At 51.4% G+C, this 19,073-nt stretch carries 14 protein-coding genes; 1 reads left to right on the top strand and 13 read right to left on the bottom strand.

Translation table 11 applies throughout. The features are described 5' to 3' along the window. Positions 1–38: 38 nt before the first annotated feature. The 13 genes from rfbH to AB1I67_RS00870 form a co-directional block, all read right to left on the bottom strand. Entirely contained in the window at positions 39–1,376 is a 1,338-nt protein-coding gene (gene rfbH / locus AB1I67_RS00810) for a lipopolysaccharide biosynthesis protein RfbH (RefSeq protein WP_367027920.1), read from the bottom strand. Positions 1,377–1,470: 94 nt separating this feature from the next. Continuing rightward, entirely contained in the window at positions 1,471–2,526 is a 1,056-nt protein-coding gene (gene rfbG, locus AB1I67_RS00815) for a CDP-glucose 4,6-dehydratase (RefSeq protein ID WP_367027921.1), read from the bottom strand. 52 nt (positions 2,527–2,578) lie between these two features. Next, entirely contained in the window at positions 2,579–3,352 is a 774-nt protein-coding gene (gene rfbF / locus AB1I67_RS00820; RefSeq protein ID WP_367027922.1) for a glucose-1-phosphate cytidylyltransferase, read from the bottom strand. Between the two features lie 22 nt (positions 3,353–3,374). Further along, complete coding sequence (locus tag AB1I67_RS00825) at positions 3,375–5,252, bottom strand: hypothetical protein (protein ID WP_367027923.1); 1,878 nt, start codon at positions 5,250–5,252, stop codon at positions 3,375–3,377. A 62-nt stretch (positions 5,253–5,314) separates the two neighbouring features. Then, positions 5,315–6,100, bottom strand: a complete 786-nt coding sequence (locus AB1I67_RS00830) for a glycosyltransferase family A protein (RefSeq protein WP_367027924.1) — start codon at positions 6,098–6,100, stop codon at positions 5,315–5,317. Between the two features lie 42 nt (positions 6,101–6,142). After that, on the bottom strand, positions 6,143–6,793 hold the full coding sequence (locus tag AB1I67_RS00835) for an SIS domain-containing protein (RefSeq protein WP_367029129.1): 651 nt from the start codon (positions 6,791–6,793) through the stop codon (positions 6,143–6,145). 67 nt (positions 6,794–6,860) lie between these two features. Further along, the gene (gene gmhB, locus AB1I67_RS00840; RefSeq protein ID WP_367027925.1) at positions 6,861–7,448 is read right to left on the bottom strand and encodes a D-glycero-beta-D-manno-heptose 1,7-bisphosphate 7-phosphatase; all 588 of its coding nucleotides are present in this window, start codon (positions 7,446–7,448) and stop codon (positions 6,861–6,863) included. 27 nt (positions 7,449–7,475) lie between these two features. Then, complete coding sequence (locus tag AB1I67_RS00845) at positions 7,476–8,546, bottom strand: GHMP kinase (RefSeq protein ID WP_367027926.1); 1,071 nt, start codon at positions 8,544–8,546, stop codon at positions 7,476–7,478. Next, positions 8,540–9,331: a nucleotidyltransferase family protein gene (locus AB1I67_RS00850; protein WP_367027927.1), complete on the bottom strand. Its 792-nt coding sequence runs from the start codon at positions 9,329–9,331 to the stop codon at positions 8,540–8,542. The genes AB1I67_RS00845 and AB1I67_RS00850 overlap by 7 nt, the downstream gene beginning before the upstream one ends. 289 nt (positions 9,332–9,620) lie before the next feature. Continuing rightward, the gene (locus AB1I67_RS00855) at positions 9,621–10,454 is read right to left on the bottom strand and encodes an Rpn family recombination-promoting nuclease/putative transposase (RefSeq protein WP_367027928.1); all 834 of its coding nucleotides are present in this window, start codon (positions 10,452–10,454) and stop codon (positions 9,621–9,623) included. 179 nt (positions 10,455–10,633) lie between these two features. After that, positions 10,634–14,641 carry a glycosyltransferase gene (locus AB1I67_RS00860; protein ID WP_367027929.1) on the bottom strand — a complete coding sequence of 1,336 codons (4,008 nt, stop codon included), beginning with the start codon at positions 14,639–14,641 and terminating at the stop codon, positions 10,634–10,636. Positions 14,642–14,657: 16 nt separating this feature from the next. After that, entirely contained in the window at positions 14,658–16,037 is a 1,380-nt protein-coding gene (locus AB1I67_RS00865; RefSeq protein ID WP_367027930.1) for an ABC transporter ATP-binding protein, read from the bottom strand. 163 nt (positions 16,038–16,200) lie between these two features. After that, positions 16,201–17,007 carry a DUF975 family protein gene (locus tag AB1I67_RS00870; RefSeq protein WP_367027931.1) on the bottom strand — a complete coding sequence of 269 codons (807 nt, stop codon included), beginning with the start codon at positions 17,005–17,007 and terminating at the stop codon, positions 16,201–16,203. Between the two features lie 294 nt (positions 17,008–17,301). On the opposite strand from AB1I67_RS00870, the gene AB1I67_RS00875 reads away from it, so the two are divergent. Next, a complete protein-coding gene (locus AB1I67_RS00875; protein ID WP_367027932.1) occupies positions 17,302–18,990 on the top strand; it encodes an EAL domain-containing protein in 1,689 nt (562 codons plus the stop codon). Positions 18,991–19,073: the final 83 nt, after the last annotated feature.

Here is a 19,073-nt window from a genome sequence, read left to right on the forward strand (position 1 = left end):
CTCTTTTCTGCAGCCTTGCCCTGCTGCACGGCCCTGTCTTACAGCCCGACCGCCTCGCGGATCGTCTTCGCCATATAGTCGATCATCTCATCCGTCATTCCGGGGTAAACGCCTACCCAGAAGGTGTCCCGCATGATCCGGTCCGCCACATGCAGATCGCCCACCACCCGGTATCCGGTCTGGTCTGCCCGCATCTGGTCAAAACAGGGATGGCGTGTTAAGTTGCCCGCAAACAGCATCCTGGTCTGAACGCCTTTACTTTCCACATACTGCACCACCGAGTTCCGGTCTGTCCCTTCTTTACCGGTGATCAGGAAACCAAACCAGCTGGGCCTGGAATTCTCACATGGCTCCGGCAGGATCAGTTTGTCCTGGGTGTCCTTTAAAGCCGCCCACAAACGGTCAAAGTTATGACGGCGGCGCTCTACGAAGCCAGGGAATTTTTGAAGCTGGGCGCAGCCGATGGCAGCCTGCAGATCCGTGGCCTTCAGATTGTACCCAAAATGAGAGTACACATACTTATGGTCATAACCCAGGGGCAGTTCCCCGTACTGGCGGTCAAAACGGTGCCCGCAGAGGTTATCCCTGCCCGACGGGCAGATACAGTCCCGGCCCCAGTCGCGGAAGGAACGGATGATCTTGTGAAGCAGCGGATTATTGGTATAGACCGCGCCGCCCTCGCCCATGGTCATGTGGTGTGGAGGGTAAAAGCTGGAAGTACCGATGTCTCCCACCGTACCCGTGAATTTCTCCACTCCGTCTATGGTATACCTGCTGCCCAGAGCGTCGCAGTTGTCCTCGATCAGCCACAGCCCATACCTGTCACAGAACTCCTTAACTGCTTTTAGATCAAACGGATTCCCCAGGGTATGGGCGATCATCACGGCCTTTGTCCGGTCGGAGTACGCTTCCTCCAGCTGGGTCACATCCACATTGTACTGAGGGATTGTCACATCCACGAAAACCGGTACCGCGCCGTACTGGATCACAGGAGTTACCGTCGTCGGGAAGCCAGCCGCCACAGTGATCACTTCATCCCCGCGCCGGACCTGCCTCTCACCCAAAAGCGGAGACGTGAGCGCCATAAATGCGTTTAAATTGGCCGAGGAGCCAGAGTTTACCAGAGAGCAATATTTCACTCCAAGGTACTCCCCAAGCTTCTTTTCAAACTCATCTGTATACCGCCCGGAAGTCAGCCAGAATTCAAGGGCGCTGTCCACCAGGTTCACCATCTCATCCGCATCGTAGACGCGGGATGCATATGGGATCCGGTCTCCTTCCTCATAAGTTTTCTTACTCTTTATATGATAATTTTCGCAGTATTCTGCAACCAGCCCCAGGATCTCCTGACGGGCCTCGTCCTGTGTTTTTGCCATGCTTCTCTCCTATCTTTAACCTATACTTTATGGTCCGCTCGTTCTGGTCGATCGCTCCGGCTCACTTTCTCCGGCTCAATGGTCCTGAATTTCCTCAGAATTCCCGGATCTGCTGATCCATCACCTGGAGCATGTCCGCACCCTCCAGATAAGCTTTCGACCATTCGATCGTCTTTTCCACCGCCCCGCGGATATGCCACCGCGGCTGCCAGCCGAACACGCGCTTGATCTTCGAGCAGTCCAGCTTTAAAAAATTCGCCTCATGAGGGCCGCCGTCATGCTGGTCCAGCCAGGAAGCTCCGCCGCCCCACAATTCACAGAACAGCGTCACCAGCTCTCCTGTATTGACACAGTCGCAGTCGTCCGGCCCCACATTGTAATATCCCTGAAATGCGCTGTCCTCATACTGCTTCTGCAAAATATGCAGATAGGCGAACAACGGCTCCAGCACATGCTGGTATGGCCTGGTAGAATAGGGGTTGCGCACCACAATGGTTTTGCCTGCCGCCATGGCCCGGACACAGTCCGGAATGATCCGGTCATTGGCAAAATCTCCGCCGCCGATCACATTGCCTGCCCGTGCAGTGGAGACAGCACAGCGCCCGTCTCCCAAAAAGGACTTTTGATAACTGTGGGTCACCAGTTCCGAACAGGATTTGCTGTTGGAGTAAGGATCGTACCCGTCAAGGGGATCACACTCCCGGTAGCCATACTCCCACTCCCGGTTCTCATAAACCTTGTCGGTGGTCACATTGAGGAGCGACTTCACAGAATCCGTCAGACGCACACTCTCTAAAAGATTCACCGTCCCCATCACATTGGTCTCATAGGTATACACCGGGTCCTTATAGGAGTCCCGCACAATTGGCTGAGCCGCCAAATGGATGACGATCTCCGGCTGCACCCGCGCAAACACCTGCTTTAACTGTTCCAGATCACGGATATCTCCGATCACAGAATCCATCGTATCTTCCAGACCTGCGATCCCGAACAGCGATGGGTCCGTAGGCGCCTCCAGCGCATAGCCAGTCACCTCCGCTCCCGCCAGAGTCAGGATGCGGCAAAGCCACGCCCCCTTAAACCCCGTATGGCCGGTCACCAGGACCCGCTTTCCTTTATAAAATTCCCTGCATTTTTCTAAATTGTACATGTTCATTCTCCCATCGGCGATGCTGACCGCATCCTGATTACAGTTCTCCCGGTCACTCCCAGATCTTCCAGGGCGCCTTACCGGACTGCCACAGCTCTTCCAGCTTGTTCATCTCACGCTGGGTATCCATACACTGCCAGAACCCGCCGTGATAAAAAGACATAAGCTGGCCCTCTGACGCCAGCCGCTGCATCGGCTCCTGCTCGAACACGGTGGTGTCGTCTTTTAAATACCCGAACACCTCCGGGTTCATCACCATGAAACCGCCGTTGATCACGGCACCGTCCGAGGTGGATTTCTCCCTAAAGGAGTGGATCACATGATCCTCGCCAATGTCCAGCACGCCCTTCTGCTGCCCGATATTTACCGTAGTGATCGTGGCCGTTTTCCCATGATCCTGATGGAATTTCAAGAGCGCATCCAGGTCCACATTGCACACGCCGTCGCCGTAGGTAAGCATGAACGGCTCGTCGCCGATATAGGGCTGGATCCGTTTTACCCTGCCGCCGGTCATAGTATGAAGCCCTGTATCCACCAATGTCACCTTCCACGGCTCCGAATAATTGTTGTGTACCTCCATCCGGTTGTTTGCCAGATCAAAGGTCACATCCGAAGTGTGAAGGAAGTAATCTGCAAAAAACTCTTTCACCACATACTGCTTGTAGCCCAGACAGATCACAAAGTCGTGGAACCCAAACTCCGAATAATATTTCATGATATGCCACAGGATCGGGCGGCCTCCGATCTCGATCATCGGCTTTGGCTTCAAATGGCTCTCCTCACTGATCCTCGTTCCCAGGCCTCCTGCCAAAATCACTACCTTCATATTTTTTCCTCCGTGCTTGTCACTAATCCGCCGTCATGCTGAAAAGAACCGCCAGCCGCGTTACGCCCCGCTTCTCCAGGGCATTTGGTACATAAAAATTGCTCTCGAACCGCAGGGTCACAGGCTCATAAGGATCTGCCTGTATGGATGCAGTTTTTGTATTCTCATCAAAATTCAAATAAATCTGCGGTTCATCATTCACATAAACTGTCAGCCACTGGTCTTTTTGCAGATCCCGCGGATAATTGAACGTCATATTGATCTGTCCCGTGCTTCCCGCCATAACCTGTACCTTGGCGCGCTCATCCAGCCACCCGTCATCATAAAATCCATAGATCGGACGGCACTTGAACGTCTTGACCACATGGGTCACATCCTGGAACCGGTTATTCTCCGGGTCCTCCTGGATCACCAGCATATCATCCGTCACCAGCCCGATGTCCCGCACATCTTCAATGTGCACGACCCTGGTGCTGTCCGGGCGGTTCAACCTGTCAAACACCCTGAAAAATGTATCTTCCGTATCGTCATCCATCTCAAACTGATGCCCTACGATATAGATAGTCTTTCCAAAGATCCCCACGCCGTACTGACCGTAAGTTTCCTCTGCAAGGGAGTTGTACCGCTCCTGGTCCGTCCAGTAGTAAAGGTTCGAAAACTGTCCCCGGTAGTAATGCTCCACCGGAAGCATCAGAAGTACATACACCGTGATCATGCTCAAATACGGCACTGCCTGCATCCATCTGCCCTTGTACGCCATTCCCTCTGTCAGTACCCCGTAGATCCATGCCAAAAACAAAAGCGCGGCTGCGTAGGACACATAGACCCACCGCATTTCCACACGGATGGTAACGCTGGAACTTGCAATACACGCACCAATAAAGAAAATAAACAGCACGGATGTTTTTAAATACCCGATACATCTCTTCCTGCGCTGCACCAGCCTAATAAAAAATGCGACCACCAGAAGGACCAGCATCAGATCTGCCACCGCGATCAGCAGCATCACCGACATAGGCGCTTCCCGGAAATTCTGGCCATTCAGATGCTCAGGTCCCGCATTGATCCCAAACAGGTAAGCGATCTGGCTCATGGCGAAATGAAGCACCGAACCAATGGAAAGCGTATCCGCCACGTCCGTGCCTCCGGTCCCTGCCGGGGAAACCGTGCCGATACTGACCAGCCTCAGAAGCTGCACAAATGCAAATCCGCCCAGAGGAGCCAGCCACAGCTTCCACTCCTTCGCCCTCCTAAATAACAGTACCATAAAGAACAACGGGAGCAGCGCCATATACCGCTCATGGACAAAACAGATCGCCACGTACATCACAGAAGCCAGGTAAAACCTGCGGTTTTCCTTTCCATCCTGCTCATTTAGATATCCATACAGCAGATACAGTATCCCGATCGCCAGCCACAAGGCCATAGATTCCATCAACCCCAAGGCCTGTCCGATCTGGTAAAAGGACATCCGGGAAGCCAGCCATATAATGCTTATCATCACTCCCACATAGACAGAGCGGCTGAACCTGCGCGCCATCCGGTAGAGCGTGAAAGCGATCCCGGAATTCAACAGGATATTGAACGGAACATACCAGCCCACATGCGGCCCAAACAGTTTCATCTGGATCCAGGAGACCAGGTTGTAAAGAACGCGGAACCGGGTGCCTCCCATGGTAAATACCGCCGGGAAAAAGGACTGGTCAAAATAGCAGGACCATTGGTACAGATCATCCATGTAAAGCCCTTTGATCTCCATATGGCGGTTGATGAAAAAGGCGAATCCGGTCAGGCAGAGCAGCACGATCAAGTCCGTTTTCCACTCGAGGAAACGGTTTGCCCAGCCATGCCGCATCATGTCATCCCGCTTGTTTTTTGTATATTCCATCTGTTTCTCCATTGACTTTTGTTTCTCCTATATCTGTTTCTGTATTTTTAAGACTGATCCCGGATGCTCACATGTCATGACCCATAAGCGCCATAGGCTTTCCGATAAAACCACATCAGGACCCTCACCACCGGCTCAGGCCAGATCTTGCCATACATGGCTGCCTCATCCTCCGCCCTCAGGTGGTTCTCAATGCAGACTTTTGTGGTTGCGCCGTCGTGGATCCGGTAGCGGATCAGCGGATGCTCCACACAGACAAACCTGCCGGGACGTGCCGCCAGCTTCCACATGGTATCCCAATCCAGGGCAAACTTGTAAGGGGAATCAAACAAAGGCTCCCCCAAAGCAGCTTTGTCGTATGTGCAGGACGGACAAATGACCGGATTGCCGAAAATAAGCGCCGCCCGCTTCACCCAGGTCCTGTCCGCGATTTTCCGCAACCGCAGCGGAAGCCGCAGAACAAGCTTTACAAACTGGACCAGCCCCGGCTTCTTGGGTTCGTCTCCTTTAAGGATCGAACAGTCCGTGGTAAATACCGTAGTATCCGGGTACTTCTCCCAGCACTCCTGGACCTGTCTTGCATAATCCTTATGGTAGCAGTCGTCCTGGTGGGCAATGGTAACAAGCCTGCCCTTCGCCTTTTCATAAGCAAAATTCCAGTCCTCCTGGATATCACTTTCCCCCTCCCGCACATAGAGCGGCAGGTCGAACACGTCCGCCAGGGCCTGGATGTACCGGCTCGGAGTAGAGGTGCACAAAATGATATCGGCCGGTACTGACTGGCGTTTTAAAGATTTGATACATGCCTCAAGATAAGGGGAATCCTTATATGCGCAGACCGCAAATGTATGGCTAATCATCGGCAACTCCTTTTATCTCTGTCTCATCTCTGTCAATCATTCTCAATCCGCAAAAAACCGCTCCTCCAGCATCAGGCACAAAGCATGATAAACCGGCAGGTGCAGCTCCTGGATCTTGTAAGTCTCCGTCTCCGGCACAATGATCGCCGCATCCGCGCGCTGTCCCAGCTTACCGCCGTCCCTTCCGGTCAGTCCGATGACCTTAATGTCCTTCGCCTTCGCCACCGTCACCGCATAATCCACATTCTTCGAGTTGCCGGAGGTAGATATCCCCAGGAACACATCCCCGGCCACACCATATCCACAGAGCTGCTGCGCAAACACCATGTCCGCATCCACATCATTGGAAAATGCCGTAGACAATCCCGGATGCCCGGTCAGGGCGATCGCCATCAGCCCTCCCTGAAGACATTCCGCCAGGTCTGCCCCGTGCTCCGCGTCACATTCCTGCAGCTTTAAACGCAGTGACCCCGGCAGACGGCGGCGCTTTACAAATCCCTTCATCAGCTCTCCCACCATATGCTCCGCATCCGCACAGCTCCCGCCGTTTCCTGCAATCAGCAGCTTACCGCCGCGCATATAACAGTTTTCCAACAGCTGATATGCTTCCAGGATAGGGGTGCGCACCGCCTCCAGCTCCGGATAGCGTTCCGTCAGTTCCTCCAGTATCTTTCTCTGCTCCAGTTTCAGCATCATATCCATCTTCGTATCCTGCCTTTCTTTTCCAGCCTTATCCTTCTTTATCTTACCCGCTATGATCTCAGGCTCCAGCAATCGCTCTGGCGGCGTCAGCAAGTGTTTCGGCGTAAATATCATAGGGCATTGCTCCTTCTTTTTCCGGGATGACCGATTCCGCCTTCAGCCCCGCGTGGATCTCTGCTCCATATCCGGTTCCCACCAGAACGGTCTTCACTCCATAATTCTTTCCGGCCTGGACGTCGATCAGCTTGTCCCCGATCATCCAGGATGCAGCTTTATCCACCTCAAATTCCTGCTCTGCCATCTCAAACATCCCTGTTTCCGGTTTCCGGCAGCGGCAGACCGCCTTATATTTCCCAATCCCATGCTCCGGATGGTGGGGGCAGTAATAAAATGCATCTATCTCCGCTCCCAGCGGCTTTAACAGCCCATTCATATACCGATGCAGTTCTTCTACATCTGCCTCCGCATAATATCCGCGGGCCACTCCCGCCTGGTTGGTCACCACCACCAGCTTATAACCGTGCTCTTTGAGCATACGCAGCGCTTCCGGCACGCCGTCCAATATCTTTAGATCTTCTTTCCGGTGCAGGTAATTGACTTCTTCATTCAGCGTCCCGTCCCGGTCCAAAAATATCACTTTTTCCATTCTGACGCTCCATTCTGCCTGATTCTATCATACCTCAAACTGGTAATCTCCATTCGGCATGTGCACCTTCACGCTGCCATAATCCCATCGGTTCTCATCCGCGATCCAGGACTGGGCGCCCCGAAGCTCAAAATTCCAGTCTGTGAGCTGACCGCCCACGGCTTCCATCCTGGCAGCCACCTTATGCTTTACATTGTAGGGACAGTACATCAGAAGATAACCGCCTCCGCCCGCCCCCAGCAGCTTCCCGCCCAGGGCTCCGGCCTTTAATGCTTCATCATAAAGCTCATCGATCTGCGGATTGGTGATCTTGCTGCTCATCCGCTTCTTGCTCTGCCAGCCGTAGTCCAAAAGCTTGCCGAAGCTGTGAAGATTCCCTTTCAGCAGCTCATCCTTCAGCGCATAGGCAAGGGCTTTCACCTCGCACATAGCGTCAAAGGCATCCTTCTTCTCATAGTTTGACACCTGGTCCTTGATGATGTTTGCAGACACGTGGATATTGCCCGTATAACACAGAAGCAGGTTATATTGTAACTCATGGATAATATCCTTTTTAATGCGCAGCGGGTTCACCACCACATTGTTGCGCCCATGAAATTCAATAAAATTGAACCCGCCAAAGGTGGCCGCATACTGGTCCTGATAGCCTCCGTCAATCTTTAGATCCTCCCGCTCCACCTGATAGGCAAGATCCGCCAGACGGTATCCATCCATCTCCACGCCCTTCCAGCGGGCCATGGCGATCAAAAGCGCCACCATCACCGTGGACGACGTCCCAAGGCCGGAACCTGGAGGCGCGTCGCACTGTAAATACACCTCGCAGCCCTGATGGATATCCATCGCTTTGAGTGCTGCCGTCACCAGATCCAGCCTGCCGTCATAGACGTAATTCTCTTTTGTATTGTATTTCACCGTCATATCAAAATCCAGAGAGTGGACGATGATCTCATCATCCTCTCTCGGAACGATCGAACAGTAAGCATATTTATTGATCGTGCTGCCAATGATGGCTCCGCCCTGCTCCACACAAAACGGCGGCACATCCGTCCCGCCTCCGCCAAAGCTGACCCGCAGCGGCGCCCGTCCTCTGATCACCATATGACAACTCCTTTCTTCACGTCCTCAATGAATTTAAAGTAATCCTCCGGTATTCCAATATCAATAAAATAACCATCATTCACAAAACCCCCCAGCCTGCGGCCCTCTTTCAGCCACTTTGGGATCATGTCATTTTCAAGGGAAACCTTCCCCTCCGGGATATCCATTAGCAACTCCCGCGTCATCAGATACACACCGCCGTTGATCGTACCCGGCCGTGCCGCCGTAGTCTTTTCGTTAAACCCGGTCAGCCTGCCGTCTTGATCCAGCACCGCCTCCCCGTACCGGGAGATATCCGCAACCTGCCGCAGGACCAGGGCCATCGCCAGGTCTTCCTCCTGCTGCATCCTGGTCAGGCGGCTGTAATCGATCTGATAGAATGTATCTGCATTCAGCACGAAAAACCTGTCATCCGTTATAAACCTGCCCGCATTTTTGATAGCGCCCGCAGTGCCCAAAAGCTCCTCCTCGTAGGCATAATGGATGCAAAGATGCATACCTGTCTGCAAATCAGAGCCCGATACGGCTGCCGCAGAATCACCCGCAGCCCGATGCTCCGGTGAAGATGCCGCAAACCGGCTTCCGTCTCCAAAATATTCTTCCACCATAGAGCCTTTATATCCAACTGCAAAAATAATATCCGTCACGCCATGCCGCGACAGTTCATGCACTACGTATTCCATAAATGGTTTGTTCTCGATCAGAGCCATCGGCTTCGGCCGGTCACTCACCACGCTCCGGAGCCTCGTCCCCAGGCCCCCTGCCAGTAAAATCGCCTGCATCATTTCCTCCTGTACCGGCCATGCTTTTCTGCCTGCCGTCTACCAGGGCAAAAATGCCCATAATCATGTTGGATTATATCATTTTTCCGGATAGAATGCTACTATCTTCATAAAATAGTAATCATTTTAACGCTAACGAATAAAACCACTGCCCCCGCTTTATCTTTTTAGTCATAAATCATATTTTGCTGTTTTTTTAACCAGTTGGAATTAAAAGAGTAAAGATTAATTCCCGACATATCTTTGATTTCTGCCGCCAGCATAGAAACCGGCGGCAGCGAAGCCTGAAGAATCAAACCCCGATATGATATTTGTCATACATTTTTTGTAGAAGCCCGGCATCCTTTCGAAGGAGAGGAATCTTGTCCGTATCTCCCCCGGCTTCCATCAGATCCATAAGCCTTAAGAGGCTGTCTCTGCCTTCCTGGAAACCTGCTTTCAGACCTTCCTCCAGGCCTTCCTTCCGCTCATCGCTGAGCATTTCACTGAACAGCATATACCTCACCTCCATTCCCCGGCTTCGCTTGATATCCGCAATCCTTGTCTCGATTTTATGGATCAGTTCATCCAGCTGATATTCTGTGGCAGAAGAAGCGCCCTCCACATACTTCAAAAAACGGATCAGTTCCGGCGATTCTTCGTCATCATTTTGGCCTTTTGTGTTCAAAAAGATCTTGTATGCCTCGTCTCCAAGCTCTTCTCCAGTCTCCTTGCAATGGGTGACACAGGTATATTGATAACGCCCATGCCCAAATGGATCAAAATTGCAGATAAAGATAATAAAGCTTTTAGGAAGCTCATTGAAATCTGCTCCTGGCTTCAGGGTTGCCATGTCCATCTGGCCCTGGTAAAACCGGCTCCGCTTGGGAAGATTCCGTTTATCCGTGGTCTGCATCTCCACATCAAACACATTTCCCGCTTCATCATCTGCATAAACGTCCAAACGTACTCCCCGGAAATCCGGGTTCACAAACATGGTCGCTTCTCCTCTGACTTTTACCGCTTTAATCGGTATCCCCAAAATCCGTTCCAAAACTCCGCGGCAGACTTCTTCATCCTCCATAGCCGCTGCGAACATAAATGCATCTGGAAACTGTAGATCACAAAATGGTTTTTTTACTGTCATACTCCCACCTTCCCGATATGGCAGCGGCAGTAATCTTATTCGTATTTCTATTATAACGGATACCGGAAGGCAAAACAATACACGACTTATATTTTTTCAGATGTACATTTTATAGGATATACAAAAAATGGATTTTGAGCAGACTTATAAAAGCCTGAACAAAATCCATTTTCAATATCCTATTGGAAGTCTTCCTCCACCACTCTCCATGCCGCATCCATACTAAAATGCTGCCTGATATACTTCTGGGTCCTCCCGCACAGCTCCCTGCACGCCTCATCATCCTGATAAAGCCGCACCACTGTCTCTGCGAACTGCTCCGGCGTATCCTCCACCAGCAGCACATCCTCCACCTGGGGGATACCCTCGGCCCCGATCGAGGTCGTCACGATCGGCGCGCCGTTGTAGATGGCCTCCACCACCTTGCCTTTCACTCCGGCGCCATAGCGCAGCGGTACCACCACGATCTTACAGGTGGCATAAAGCTGTTCCAGCTCTTCCTCCGACACAAAGCCCTTGATGACAATCCCTCTGCCCGGCTGTTCTAACGCCTTGATCTCATCAGTCACCTTGGAACCAACCACATAGAATTCCGGCGCACGGCGTCCTGCCGCTTCCATCTGCTGACGGATGAGCGGATAGATGTCCTTGGCAAACCATAACACTGCGTCCGCATTCGGCGGATGGGCGAAGCCGCCTACAAACAGCAGTCCTTCCCTCTTTGCAAAGTCCTCCTGGATGTCCGTCTTAAATTCATCAAAAACATAAGCTGTAATATCCTTTACATGGATCGTCGGATCGATCTCTTTGACCGCATCCCGCTCAATATAGGACGGATAATAGGAGACCGCCGCCTTGCTCATCAGTGTCAGCTCCACAGACTTCCAGTACTCCGCATCCTCCTTGGTCTTCAAGTCTCCTGTGATCTGGTACTCCCGGCTCTCCCGCAGGAAATGCAGGTCATGTCCATAGTAGATCACCTTTGTATCCGTATTGTCCAGAATATAATCAATATACTTGGATGCAATATGGGGGCGGTTCAAATAAGCCACCGCAATGTCATCCCCGTGATCCCGCAGCCAGTCCCAGATCTTCACCTGATATTCCGGCCCGTACAGCACCTCGATCCCCATCTGGAGCAGTTCGGTAGTATACGGCTCCTCATGCATGAAATTATCACCCAGGAATTTCACCACATAGCCTTTTTTCAAAAACATCTTCAAATACTGGAATGTGGTCTTGGAGCCTGCATCCTTATCGTAAGTAGGCACATAATGGTCCACCACCAGAATGATCTTTTTGCCCATACTGCGCTCTCTGGCCCGGAACGGATCAGGATTGCCGTCATTTTCACACTGCTTTGCGAATTCTTCCGCCCACTTCTCCTTGAGTTTCTTACTGTTCACCGCCTGATAGCGTTTCAGGCCCGTGCCCTCTACGTCAGTGCCGTTGGAAATACCTTCGAAATGGATGACCTTGGAGAGCGGCTGGAACACCACCCGGTATCCGGCTTTTCGCACCTCAAAAGCAAGATCCGAATCCTCACAGTATGCCGGGGCAAACCGCGTGTCAAACCCGCCGATCTGTTTCCACAGGTCGTTGGACAGAAGGATCGCCGCACCGGAAATATAGTCCACATCCTTCACATAGTTATATTCCGGCTTGTCCGGGTCGTCCAGACGCCCATAATTCCAGCCGCTGCCGTCGCTCCAGATGATGCCGCCCGCCTCCTGAAGCCTTCCGTCCGGATACACCAGCTTGGAACCGACCATCCCGATAGACGGATCGGATTCCATGAGCTTTACCAGCGAACTGAGCCAGCCTTCCGTCACCTGGGTGTCATTGTTCAAAAACATCACATATTTTCCACGGGCATGGCGCGCCGCATTATTGCAGTTGCGCAGAAACCCCTGGTTGGTCGTATTGCGGCAGATAACCAGCCCTTCCGCATATTCAGACAAATGCTCGGTAGCATCCGTCGATACGTCGTCCGCGATAATGACCTCGTAGGAAACGTCCTTCGTATGCTCCAGGATCGACAGCAGGCAGGCATAGGTATAGTGGATCTGGTTATATACCGGGATCACAATGGAAACCTTTGGCTCCTCCGCCTGTTCAAACTTAAGCTTTCCGTGCCGCTTATAGATCTCCCCAATATGGAAATCGCCATCCCTGAGATTCTTTCCCTCCGGCGTGGAGTAGAATCTTGAGGAGCGGACCGGATGCAGCAGGTATTCTTTTTTATAGGACAGCTTCTTCCGCTCCAGAGAACCCTTCGGGTACTTGCGGTTAAAGGAATCCCCCAACTTCCTTCTGGCTTTAAAAAGCAGCGCTTCATGACCATTCAGATACGTAAGGGTCTTCCCCATCTCGTCGATCTCATGGCGCAGATCCCGGATGATCGCCTCCAGATTCGTCACATGGTTGTTGGTCAGGCGCTGGACTTCCGTGATCTTACGGATCGTCACATCCTTTTCCCTGCTGTGGATCTTCATCTGCTCGATCCGCTCCCGTGCGCGGGATAAATCGCTCTCCGTCTGCCGGATCTCCATGATTCCCCTGGAATAGACCATGTAATTGCCCAGGTAGATCTGCTGGTTCTCCCCGTGCACATAATTCTGGAAATTAATCTCCATTTTCCTGTACACATCCGCCATCTCCGCCGTAATATCAAACGCAGCCAGAATATCCGGAAGCCCCAGCTGTCTCATAACGCTGCTGTACTGCTCATAAAAATAATACAGGATCCTGTATTTCACAAAATGCTCCGGCACCGGAAATAAAAACACCCACTCATAGTCCAGACAATAGATGCCGTCCTCTGTCATCAGCATATTTTCAAACAATGCGTCAATATTGGATACCATACAGGTGGTATCGCTGCCAAGGATCTCAAACTCCGCCTCAGACAGTGCCTCCCCAAATACTTCGTCAAATTCCGCGGTGCGGACGAACGGACTGCGGTATTCCGGTCCGATGTCATAGATCTGATCCATGGCTGTGCGCAGCACTGCTACAGGCAGCTGTCCGCCCTGTATCTGCTCCCCCAGCCTCTCCGCCTGAGTTTCTCCCACAAGGTATGGGAAAAAAGCGGAATTCCGGTCCTCGCGGTAATCCGGCTCCGCCGCCTTAAGGGTCCGGTGCTGGGCTGAAAGCTTCTCATACTTTTCCTTGAACGACCATATATGCTGGATCCCGTCCAGGCTGAGCGCCGCTTTTTCTACATAACGCTTCCAGGTCAGCTCATAAGCCTCTCCCGTCTTCTGCTCCCGGATCCGCTTCTCTTCATCCGGATCTTTCGGCGCCAGATATTCGCAGATACAGGTTTTGATCTGAAACTGTTCCCGCCTTGTCTTATTATATTTTATAAAGATCCGCTCATCTCTGCTTTTGATCTTTGTACGATTCCTGCTCCAAAAGACCAGATAAGAGTTGGCATACAGATCAAATGCATCCGCCTCGCACACTGCGTCGAACTTCTCTCCCATATCCATCATGTGATAGGGCGGATAGTCATACGCCGGCGTCACTTTGGTCAGATCGCCCTTTTTGGGCAGATAGCGGTCTGAATAGATGCTGACAGGCACCCGGTAGTCCGGCATCGGATAATAGTATTTAAAATGGCCCTGTCCGTTTTCTGTCAAAAGCTCCGTCAGATGTTTCTTCGTCAGGGCATTGTCCTCAATCCTGGTCCCCGCCAGGTACTTCATGCCAAGTGCATTGGCAGAAGCCACGATCAGGACCCCATCCGGCTTAAGCAGCTTCTTCGCTGCCTGGATGTTGTCCTCGTAAGGAGCCTCAAGACTGCCTGCCAGGACCACATAATCATAGGCCCGGCCCGCGGCAGCAGTCATCCTCTCGGCATATCCTGTCAGGGTATCCTTCTCATACCGGATATTGGGCGCACCGGGATAACGCATTTCTACAGTCCTTAAGGCGTCTGCATCTGCGTCCAGCACAGTCACCTGACTAACGCTGGTCCGGTACAGTCCGGTCATGGCTCCATAATCGGCACCTACCTGCAGAAGTTCTCCCTCCGGATCAAAATCATACCATTCCAGCAGCATTTCCCTCTGGCTGGAGAGGGCATAGAGGAGATCCAGGCGTTCATTGTCCGCCAGGATCTCCCGGATATTCCCCCTGTGCTCTTTTAAAAGCATCTGTATCTCGTCGTCTATCTTCCTCATGGTTCTCGTCCTTTTCCTAAACCTTACCGTCTGAATTCAGCCGTGCCTCCACCTGAGATTCCATATCATACACACCAACCGTGTTCTTGTTGGATATCACCGTGATATTCGCCACATCATAAAGCCGGTGGTAGACCGTGTGCTCTCCCTGCTCAAAGCCCGTACAGCTCATGGACAGCAGATATTCGCCGCCCTGCAGGGTCATTTTCTGCCGGAAGCTCACTTCATATTCATCCCCGCGCTTTACCGGCTTGATATCAGCGCCCTCAAACATGGTATTGGTGCCGGTCAAATCAGCACCTTTTTTATCCTTGATCGTGTAAGTGAAGATCGGCGCCTGGACATCCTCGTGAAAGCGGATCTTCTCTTTTATGGTAAATTCCTCACCCTTTAGTAAAAGATTCGTCAGATTGCCCTGCCCGTCAAACAGTCCCAGATCATAAATCTCCGCCTTGCCGTTCCCGTACTCTGTGCGGTTCGGGTTGATGGTGAGCCTGTCCTTCATCAGACCGTCATGACGCTGATGCGATGGCTTTCCTGAGTGGGGATCTGCTCCCGTCCCCGCGGTCTCTCTGGCCGGATTTGCCCCGCCATCCGTCAACCCGCCGGAAAAATCGTTCATCTCCTCCAGTTCTTCCTCTAAGGCGTCCATCTGGTTTGCCAGGATCTTCTTATACAGATCCACCATCTTGCCCGGCGCTCCCTCAGCCACGAAATGGCCTTTATTCAAAAGAACGACCCGGTCGCAGTATTTGATGACGCTCCCCATATCATGGGTTACCATCAGGATCGTCGTGCCGTTCTTGCGGATCTCCTCCATGCGGCGGTAACACTTCGCCTGGAAGAACACGTCCCCCACCGAGAGGGCCTCATCCACGATCAGGATCTCCGGCTCCACGTTGATCGCGAGCGCAAAAGCAAGCCGCACGAACATACCGCTGGAATACGTCTTTACCGGCTGATAGACAAAATCCCCGATATCGGCAAACTCCAGGATGTCCGGCAGCTTCTGTTCCATCTGGCTGCGGGAAAATCCCATCATGGTTCCATTCATATAGACATTCTCAATTCCGGTATAATCCATGTTGAAGCCGGCTCCCAGCTCCAAAAGGGCGGAGATGACTCCGCTTACACGGACACTTCCGTCCGTCGGGGTCAGAACCCCCGTAATGATCTTTAATATGGTGGACTTACCGGAACCATTGGTCCCGATAATGCCCACGGTCTCGCCCTTCTTCACCTGGAAAGAGATGCCGCTCAGCGCAAAAAAGTCCCTGTGGTAGTTCTTGTGGGACAGGCTTAACGACTCCTTCAGCCGGTCGATGGGTTTCTCATATAATCTGTATACTTTGCTTACATCCTGTACCTGGATGGCATATTCATTATTCAAAGACATAAAACGTCCCTTCCCTGCAGTCTTGCTCCGTGGTTGTATCCGTTCTCGCCAGGCTCGAAAGTACCTCGCCAAGTGTTCACAGTATATCATTAAACCCATACGGTTGCAAGGAATCATCGAAAAAAACACATATCTCATGAGGCATTTCTACATTTTTCCTGCATCAATACATTGTATAATCCGTATATACAGTCTCCTGTTCCGGGCCATAGCCTGGGAGGACGGCTCCTGATGCAGCCGGTCTTTTACGCAGAACGGCGTACAGCTCTGCAAACGTAGCGTTCTCATAGGGGACCACAAAAAGTATGCCAATACCACATAAAAGCATACCCAACAGCTCCCATCCAATAAAGGACCACTGCAGCACAAACAGATTGAACTTCTCGCCATCCATCATCTGACGGCTCAACGCCAGGGCATCCCGGTAATCCATATTGGGGTTCTCCGAAAGGATATAAGGTACCATAGCATACTCATATGTTTTGATGATACCAGGAATGATCAGTACCAGGGTCCACAGGAAAATAAACAGGTTCTTCAAAAACATGACCTTTACTACATTTAAATACTTGCCGCGCTCAAAGCACCAGAACAGCCGTCCCAGCCCTGCGGACTGGCCGGATGCCCGGCTCTCCATGAAGTAGCGGCAGCAGCCTACCTCCACCACATTTCCCATGAAGGCACTCCAAAGGGTTCCAAATATAAGCATAACAACGATAACCACGAGCACAATAGCAATGACCGCCATCACCATGCCCTGATTCGTATTTCCCAACAGACTTCCCACATCGCCCTGAAACTCTGATGTGGTGCCGCTGCTCCGGCTAAAATTCACTTTTCCGCCTGCTCCCGCTCCGCCTGACATCCCTCCGCCTAACAGTGATGCGATCAGACTCACAAGAAATGCCATCCAGTAGTATTTGCGCAGGCAGTCTTTTGCCCTGCTTTTCAGTTCTTCACGCGTCCACATAGATTCATCCTCCTTAAGACCACGAGCTCTCAATTTTTCAAGTTCCATCCCATTTGTATCTTATCATGCCCAAAAAACAATTACAATTAATTTCCTCTTTCAATCTCCTGAATTTTTCAAACAATCTCAACATCAATTACAAATTTTTCAGAAATTTGGCATTTTTTGCCAGAAATGTAAATTGACAATCTGGACATACCCCGATATAATAAGATTATAGTACATCATTTTAGACAGCAGGTCTTACTTCCGTAGGGCTTTTTATATTGCTTAACACGTATCCCGAGGTAAATTATGGCACGTAAAAGAAAAATCCTGATCGTAGAAGATCAGGAGATCAACCGAATCATCCTCTGCAATATCCTGGAACAGGATTACGATCTGCTGCAGGCCGTCAACGGGCTTGAGGGCCTGAATCTGCTGCGCTCCTGTAAGGAAGATATTTCACTGATCCTCCTTGATCTGACCATGCCTGTTATGGATGGCTATGAATTTCTGGACCATGTAAAAAAGGATCCTATCATGTCTGCGGTCCCCGTGATCATCACCACTTCAAAAGACAGTGATGAGGACGAGATCCGCTGCCTTGCAAACGGCGCATCTGATTTTGTGACAAAGCCCTACAACCCGGAAGTAGTCCGGCACAGGATCGCCAGCATCATCCACTTGAGGGAATCCTCTGCCATGCTGAACATGCTGGAATATGACCAGCTGACCGGTCTTTACAGCAGAGAATTTTTCTATCAGCGCGTAATGCGTATCCTGGAACAGGATCCAGACAAAGAATACGATATCATATGCAGCGACATTGAGAATTTCAAGCTGGTCAACGAACGTTCAGGCGAAGGGATGGGAGACGAACTGCTCCGCTATGTGGCGGATCTGATCCGGAAGCATCTGGGCAGCAACGATATCTGCGCACGCATCCGCGGTGATGTTTTCGCATTCCTGGTAGAGCACAGGGAGAACAATTTTGAAGAGATCGTCCAGCAGCAGATAGAAAACGGTTATCCTGACTGCCCCGTTCCCAACCTGATCATCAAATATGGGATTTACGAGAATGTGAACCGCCATCTTCCGGTTTCCGTGATGTGCGACCGGGCGCTTTTGGCACTCCGCCGGATCAAGAACCAGTACGGCAAATACCTTGCCCGGTATGATGATTCCCTGCGGCTCGCCATCCTGCGCGAACAACAGATCCTGGACAGCATGGAACAGGCTCTGCTGGAACATCAGTTTGAAGTGTATTTTCAGCCCAAGCATGAGATATTTACCGGAGACGTCACCGGCGGAGAGGCCCTGGTACGGTGGAACCATCCACAGTTTGGCTTTATGTCACCAGGTGAGTTCATTCCTCTGTTTGAGCGGAACAGCTTTATCAGCAAGCTGGATTCCTATGTGTGGGACAAGACCTGCAGTAACCTGCGTACATGGCTGGACAAGGGGCTTCCTGTAGTTCCCATATCCGTTAACCTTTCGCGGGCGAATTTTGATATTCCGGACCTGGCAGACCGGATCTGCCGCATTGCAGACAGTCATAACATCGACCATAACCTGCTTCATCTGGAGATCACCGAATCTGCCTACACAGACAATCCGCAGCAGATCATCGATATCATACACCAGCTGCGGGAGATGGGCTTCAAGATCGAGATGGATGACTTTGGTTCCGGATACTCATCCCTGAATATGCTCAGCGAACTTCCTATCGATGTACTGAAGATGGATATGCATTTTATCCAGCAAAAAGCCACCGACCAAAACCGGAGCATCTTGAATTTTATCGTCAGCCTGTCCAAATGGCTGAATCTGGTCACCATCGCAGAAGGAGTTGAAACTCGTGAGCAGATGGAATATTTAAAGAGCATCGGCTGCTGTTACGTACAGGGCTATTATTACGCAAAGCCAATGCCCGCCGTTGATTTTGAGGAATACCTCTGCAAAAAAGACCATACACCCGTAAATATGGCAGAACTTGCATAACGACTTCTGTTTCAAGCTAAAATACATAAGACAAGATGCGGCAAAACCAGCGAAAGCCAGTTTTGCCGCATCTTTTACATTGC

Source organism: Clostridium sp. AN503, from assembly GCF_040719375.1.
Classification (GTDB): domain Bacteria; phylum Bacillota; class Clostridia; order Lachnospirales; family Lachnospiraceae; genus Brotaphodocola.

What these genes read in the sequence shown, in the direction of transcription:
- rfbH (WP_367027920.1), bottom strand. Translation starts at nt 1,376, where the DNA reads ATGGCAAAAACACAGGACGAGGCCCGTCAGGAGATCCTGGGGCTGGTT.
- rfbG (WP_367027921.1), bottom strand. Translation starts at nt 2,526, where the DNA reads ATGTACAATTTAGAAAAATGCAGGGAATTTTATAAAGGAAAGCGGGTC.
- rfbF (WP_367027922.1), bottom strand. Translation starts at nt 3,352, where the DNA reads ATGAAGGTAGTGATTTTGGCAGGAGGCCTGGGAACGAGGATCAGTGAG.
- AB1I67_RS00825 (WP_367027923.1), bottom strand. Translation starts at nt 5,252, where the DNA reads ATGGAGAAACAGATGGAATATACAAAAAACAAGCGGGATGACATGATG.
- AB1I67_RS00830 (WP_367027924.1), bottom strand. Translation starts at nt 6,100, where the DNA reads ATGATTAGCCATACATTTGCGGTCTGCGCATATAAGGATTCCCCTTAT.
- AB1I67_RS00835 (WP_367029129.1), bottom strand. Translation starts at nt 6,793, where the DNA reads ATGCTGAAACTGGAGCAGAGAAAGATACTGGAGGAACTGACGGAACGC.
- gmhB (WP_367027925.1), bottom strand. Translation starts at nt 7,448, where the DNA reads ATGGAAAAAGTGATATTTTTGGACCGGGACGGGACGCTGAATGAAGAA.
- AB1I67_RS00845 (WP_367027926.1), bottom strand. Translation starts at nt 8,546, where the DNA reads ATGGTGATCAGAGGACGGGCGCCGCTGCGGGTCAGCTTTGGCGGAGGC.
- AB1I67_RS00850 (WP_367027927.1), bottom strand. Translation starts at nt 9,331, where the DNA reads ATGATGCAGGCGATTTTACTGGCAGGGGGCCTGGGGACGAGGCTCCGG.
- AB1I67_RS00855 (WP_367027928.1), bottom strand. Translation starts at nt 10,454, where the DNA reads ATGACAGTAAAAAAACCATTTTGTGATCTACAGTTTCCAGATGCATTT.
- AB1I67_RS00860 (WP_367027929.1), bottom strand. Translation starts at nt 14,641, where the DNA reads ATGAGGAAGATAGACGACGAGATACAGATGCTTTTAAAAGAGCACAGG.
- AB1I67_RS00865 (WP_367027930.1), bottom strand. Translation starts at nt 16,037, where the DNA reads ATGTCTTTGAATAATGAATATGCCATCCAGGTACAGGATGTAAGCAAA.
- AB1I67_RS00870 (WP_367027931.1), bottom strand. Translation starts at nt 17,007, where the DNA reads ATGTGGACGCGTGAAGAACTGAAAAGCAGGGCAAAAGACTGCCTGCGC.
- AB1I67_RS00875 (WP_367027932.1), top strand. Translation starts at nt 17,302, where the DNA reads ATGGCACGTAAAAGAAAAATCCTGATCGTAGAAGATCAGGAGATCAAC.